Source organism: Azospirillum isscasi, assembly GCF_030849505.1.
GTDB lineage: Bacteria > Pseudomonadota > Alphaproteobacteria > Azospirillales > Azospirillaceae > Azospirillum > Azospirillum isscasi.
Genome location: NZ_JAUJFI010000261.1, coordinates 1 through 4,708, shown reverse-complemented (window position 1 = coordinate 4,708; position 4,708 = coordinate 1). Strand labels below are relative to the sequence as shown.

General features: G+C 70.5%; 5 protein-coding genes. 3 read left to right on the top strand and 2 right to left on the bottom strand.

What is annotated here, in order from left to right:
• Positions 1–237 precede the first annotated feature (237 nt).
• The gene (locus QSG27_RS27720) at positions 238–1,479 is read right to left on the bottom strand and encodes an ABC transporter substrate-binding protein (RefSeq protein WP_306711924.1); all 1,242 of its coding nucleotides are present in this window, start codon (positions 1,477–1,479) and stop codon (positions 238–240) included.
• A 146-nt stretch (positions 1,480–1,625) separates the two neighbouring features.
• On the opposite strand from QSG27_RS27720, the gene QSG27_RS27715 reads away from it, so the two are divergent.
• The gene (locus QSG27_RS27715) at positions 1,626–3,032 is read left to right on the top strand and encodes a tetratricopeptide repeat protein (RefSeq protein WP_306711922.1); all 1,407 of its coding nucleotides are present in this window, start codon (positions 1,626–1,628) and stop codon (positions 3,030–3,032) included.
• A gap of 10 nt (positions 3,033–3,042) precedes the next feature.
• Here the strand turns inward: QSG27_RS27715 and QSG27_RS27710 are convergent, their stop codons facing one another.
• Positions 3,043–3,426: a carboxymuconolactone decarboxylase family protein gene (locus tag QSG27_RS27710; protein ID WP_306711921.1), complete on the bottom strand. Its 384-nt coding sequence runs from the start codon at positions 3,424–3,426 to the stop codon at positions 3,043–3,045.
• Between the two features lie 129 nt (positions 3,427–3,555).
• On the opposite strand from QSG27_RS27710, the gene QSG27_RS27705 reads away from it, so the two are divergent.
• Both QSG27_RS27705 and QSG27_RS27700 read left to right on the top strand, forming a co-directional pair.
• Complete coding sequence (locus QSG27_RS27705) at positions 3,556–4,248, top strand: endonuclease III domain-containing protein (protein ID WP_306711919.1); 693 nt, start codon at positions 3,556–3,558, stop codon at positions 4,246–4,248.
• Positions 4,249–4,341: 93 nt separating this feature from the next.
• Entirely contained in the window at positions 4,342–4,584 is a 243-nt protein-coding gene (locus QSG27_RS27700; protein ID WP_306711917.1) for a DUF1178 family protein, read from the top strand.
• The last annotated feature ends 124 nt before the right edge of the window (positions 4,585–4,708 follow it).

Here is a 4,708-nt window from a genome sequence, read left to right as displayed (position 1 = left end):
GTTGCCCTGGCGAGCGACGCGGCCCTCCGCGACCGGCAGTCCGCCGAGGCCCGCGCCCGCTTCGCCGCGGCGGGCGACCGCCGCGCGTCGGTGGAACGGCTGCTGGCCTACGGGCTGGAAGCCCAGACGGTGTGAGGACAAAGGGCGGAAGCGCGGCCGCGGGCGCTGCGTTTCCGTCCTTCGCCCCCCCTCACCCTGACCCTCTCCCCAGGGGGAGAGGGGATTCGGAGGGGTGGTTCAGGCGCGCTTGCCCCAGCCCGGCATCGGGAAGACCGGCTCCATCTCCGCGGACCCCTTGGGCAGGACCACGGTCGGGCGCAGGTTGCGGTTCTGCAGGCAGGCGGAGATGAGCTGCGTGTTCTGCCCCTTCTCGTCGAAGGTGATGGCCGGGCCGACCATCATCTTGTCCTTCAGGTTGGTCTGGCGCAGCGCCTCCAGCAGGGTGGCCGGCTCCGCCGTGCCGGCGCGCTTGAAGGCGTCGGCGGCGACCAGGATCGCCTCCAGCGTGAAGGCGACGTTGAAGGCGTAGCCCTCGAACCGGTCGTTCGGGTACTGCTTCTTGAAGGCGGCCTCGACGCGCTTGGTCAGCTCCGCCTTGGGGTCGTACCAGGGCAGGTTGGTGATGGCGTAGTCGGCGTACTTGCCCAGCACCTTGTAGAACTGCTCGTCATACAGGCCGGGCGAGCCGGGGGAGACGATGCCCTTGGGCTCCCACCGCTGCTTGACCATCTCGCGCACCAGCATGATGGCGTCGTTGGCGCGGGTGGTGACGATGGCAAGCTCGGCGCCGGTCGCCTTGGCCTTTGCCACCTCGACCGCGAGGTCCTGCGCCTTCGGGTCGTAGGAGATGGTGTCGACGATGCCGAAGGGCATGTCCAGCTTCGGGAACAGGGCGTCCATCGCCTGCTTGTTCGCCATGCCGAAGGTGTCGTTGGCGTGCAGGAACACCGCCGTCTTCGGGGTGGTGCCGCTGACCGCAAACAGGTCCTTCATCAGCGCCAGCCCGTTGCTGACGAGCATGGTGGAGGTCGGGAAGTTGCGGAAGACGGTCTTGTAGCCCTGCTCGGTCAGGCGGTCGGCGGCGGCGATGTTCATCACCAGCGGGATGCCGCGCTGCTCGCACACCTGGGCGGCGGCGGCGGTCTGGCCGCTGTCGAAGGCGCCGACGATGACGTTGGCGCCGTCGTTGATCAGCTTCTCGGCGCGCGAGCGGGCGACGTCCACGTTCGATTCGGTGTCGGCGGACAGGATCTCGACCTTGTAGCCGAGTTCGCCGAGGATGGCCGGCGCGATCTCCGCGCCGCGCTGGCAAGCCTGACCCGCCTGGGCGAGCAGGCCGGAGCGGGGCAGCAGCACGCCCACCTTCAGCGCCGCACCCTGCGCGAAGGCCGGCGCCCGGCCGAAGGTGGAAAGCGCGCCGGCGGAAAGCGCGATGGACGCCGCGGCGGTGCCGAACTGGCGGCGGGTGAGTCCTCCCATGGACCCATTCTTGCTGTTGCGATGGTCGTTCATTATCGGGTGTTTCCCTGAGGCATGGTCCTGGAGCGGATGATTTCCCCGCAAACGCCTTTGTGTCAAAGTGGAATCCACCAAAAGGCGGCACACGGACGTACGGACCCCACCGAATGGCGACCATCGACGAGGCGCTCGGCATCGCGCTCGACCATCTGAAGGCCGGGCGGCGGGCGGCGGCGGCGGAGCTGTACGGACGGGTCCTGGACGCCGATCCCGACAACCCCGAGGCTTTGCACCGGCTGGGCCTGCTGGCGGCGTTCGGCGGCGACCGGGACCGCGGCGTGGCGATGATCGCGCGCTCGGTGGAGCTGGACGGCGGGGACGCCGACGCGCAGTTCAACCTGGGCGCCCTGCTCCACGCCGCCGTGCGGACGGAGGAGGCCATCGCCGCCTACCGCCGCGCGCTGGTCCTCCGCCCCGACTTCCCCGACGCCGAATACCATCTGAGCGAGGCGCTGCAGGCCATCGGGCGCATCGGCGAGGCGCTGGACGTTCTGGACCCGCTGCTGGCCCGCCACCCGCATTTCGTCCCCGGCTGGCGGCAGAAGGGCGACATCGAGGCCGATCTGGGCCGCCCCGGCGCCGCCGTGTCCTTCTACGAGATGGCCCTCGCCATCGACCCGGACGACGACGGGTCGCGGGAGCGGCTGGCGGCGCAGGCCGCGGCCTACCGCGCCCGCCGCGCAGTCCTCGACGGGGCCGGGCCGGACGGGCGGCTGGACCTGCGCGACGTCACGGTCCTGGTCCCTTTCCGCGCCGACAGCGGGGACCGCAAGCGCAACCTGCGCTGGATCGTCTCCTTCATCCTGAAGCACGCCGACACCACCGTCCTGATCGGCGAGGACAAGGCGGGGCCGAGCGACGTGGCCGACGCGCTGGGGCCGGAGCTTGCCGCCCGCTGCCGGCATCTGCACCTGACCGGCAACGACACGCCCTTCACCCACAAGGCCCACCTCCTCAACCGCATGGCGGAGGCGGCGGAGACCCCCATCGTCGCCCTCCACGACACCGACATCGTGGTCGATCCCGTGCAATACGCGCTGGCCCGCGACGCGGTGCGCGGCGGGGCGGCCATGGCCTTCCCCTACAACGGGATGTTCTTCTGGATCCTGGGGCGCGAGGTCCATCGCTTCGGCCACACGCTGTCGGCGGCGCCGCTGAACGCGGTCTGCCCGCGCTTCCCCCTGATGCACCGCAACTCGCCGGGCGGCGGGGCCTTCTTCGACCGGACCGCCCTGCTGGAGGCCGGCGGCTACAACGAGCGCTTCGTCTCCTGGGGCTATGAGGACGACGAGATCGTGGAGCGGCTGCGCAAGCTGGGCCGGCGGGTGGAGCGGGTGCCTGGGCCGCTGTACCATCTGGAGCACGCGCGGCCCGAGAACTCCACCGACCGGAACCCCTTCATCGGCGCCAACATCGCGGAGCTGGAGCGCATCCGCGCCATGGACGCCGACGCGCTGCGCGCCGAGATCGCCGCCGGGCGCCTGCGCCGCCCCCTGTTCTCCAGCGCCGGCTGAGGGCCGGGGGTCAGCCGGCCTTTTCCGCGGCGGACTGGCCAGCGGCGGACTGGCCAGTGGCGAACTGGTCGAACGCCTCCGTCGCCATGGCGGCGTACATCACCGAAGGACCGGCGCCCATGTAGATCGCCATGCCCAGCGTCTCCATCACCTCCTCCCGGCTGGCGCCCTGCTGGACCGCGGCCTGGGCGTGGAAGGCGACGCAGGCGTCGCAGCGCGTCGCCACGCCGATGGCCAGCGCGATCAGCTCCTTCGTCTTGGTGTCCAGCGCCTTGGCCTCCAGCGCCGCCCTGGCGATGGCGGAGAAGCCCTTCATCACCTCCGGAGCGCCGCCGCGCAGCTCCCGCACCGCGCCGGACATGTCCTTCGCCATCTGCGGCCAATCCTTCACCATGGCTTTCGCTCCCTCTAATTTAGATATATCTAATTTATAGAGCGCCTGCGCTGTTGCAAAGGAGAATGGGGAGCAACCCTGCCCCGCGCCTGTTTCGGTCTGGCACCCTCCACCGTCCCGCGACCGGTCATGCCCCTGCGCCCCGCCCCCAGCCTTGCCGACAAGGAACCCTTCGACATCGACGAGGCGTTCCGGCGCTTGCGCCAAGCGGTGGCCGGACGCCCGAAGGCCGCCATGTTCGCGTTGCGCGACCGCGGCCACGGCAGCCCCTTCGAACAGTTGGTCGGCAGCCTGATCTCCGCCCGCACGCGGGACGAGACGACGATGGCCGTGTGCGAACGGCTGTTCGCGGTGGCGCGCACGCCCCGGCAGATGATCGCCCTGACGCCGGAGGAGCTGACGCGGCTGCTGGACGGCGCGACCTTTCCGGAGGCCAAGGCCCGCGACATCCGGGCGCTGTCCCGCCGCATCCTGACGGAGCATGGCGGCGTGGTGCCCGACACGCCGGACGCCCTGATGGCCTTCCACGGAGTCGGCCCGAAGATCGCGGCGCTGACGCTGGCGATCGGGTTCGGCATACCGGCGGTGGCGGTGGACGTGCACGTGCACCGGATCGTCAACCGCTGGGGCTTCGTCGCCGCCCCGACTCCGGAGCGCACCATGGTCGCGCTGATGGAGCGGCTGCCCCGCCCCTATTGGGTGGAAATCAACGAGCGGCTGGTGCCCTTCGGCAAATGGATCTGCACCGGCGACCGCCCGCGCTGCTCCACCTGCCTTCTTCTGTCGATGTGCCGGCAGGTGGGGGTGACCACCCACCGCTGAGCGCCGCCGCGCCAGCTTTGATGCAGATCATCGCGCCGCACCGCGGGATTCCGTCCCTTTCACGGCGATTGCCGTGTCCAAGGAAAACCGTCGATGATCCTGTACGCCCTGCGCTGCGCCTGCGGCCACGAATTCGAACAGTGGTTCAAGAACATGGCCGACTACGACACGCAGAAGGCCACCGGCCTGCCCTGCCCGTCCTGCGGCGGGACCGAGGTGTCGAAGGCGATCATGGCGCCGCGAGTCGGCTCGTCCAAGCCGGCGCCGGCGCCGATGCATCCCTGCAACCCATCGGGCTGCGGCAACGCCATGTGCCCGATGTCGCAAATGGCCTGAGCTTTACCGGCGTCCGCGCCCGCCGCTGCCGAGCGGCGGCAGGACGCCGGTGGTCAGTTCCTCCCGGCGCCGGCCACCGCCGCCGAAGCTCGGCTCGCGGCGCTGGTCGCGCGGTCCGTCGTCG

Coding starts and splice junctions, on each gene's coding strand:
- QSG27_RS27705 (WP_306711919.1), top strand. CDS start 3,556: ATGCCCCTGCGCCCCGCCCCCAGCCTTGCCGACAAGGAACCCTTCGAC.
- QSG27_RS27710 (WP_306711921.1), bottom strand. CDS start 3,426: ATGGTGAAGGATTGGCCGCAGATGGCGAAGGACATGTCCGGCGCGGTG.
- QSG27_RS27720 (WP_306711924.1), bottom strand. CDS start 1,479: ATGGGAGGACTCACCCGCCGCCAGTTCGGCACCGCCGCGGCGTCCATC.
- QSG27_RS27715 (WP_306711922.1), top strand. CDS start 1,626: ATGGCGACCATCGACGAGGCGCTCGGCATCGCGCTCGACCATCTGAAG.
- QSG27_RS27700 (WP_306711917.1), top strand. CDS start 4,342: ATGATCCTGTACGCCCTGCGCTGCGCCTGCGGCCACGAATTCGAACAG.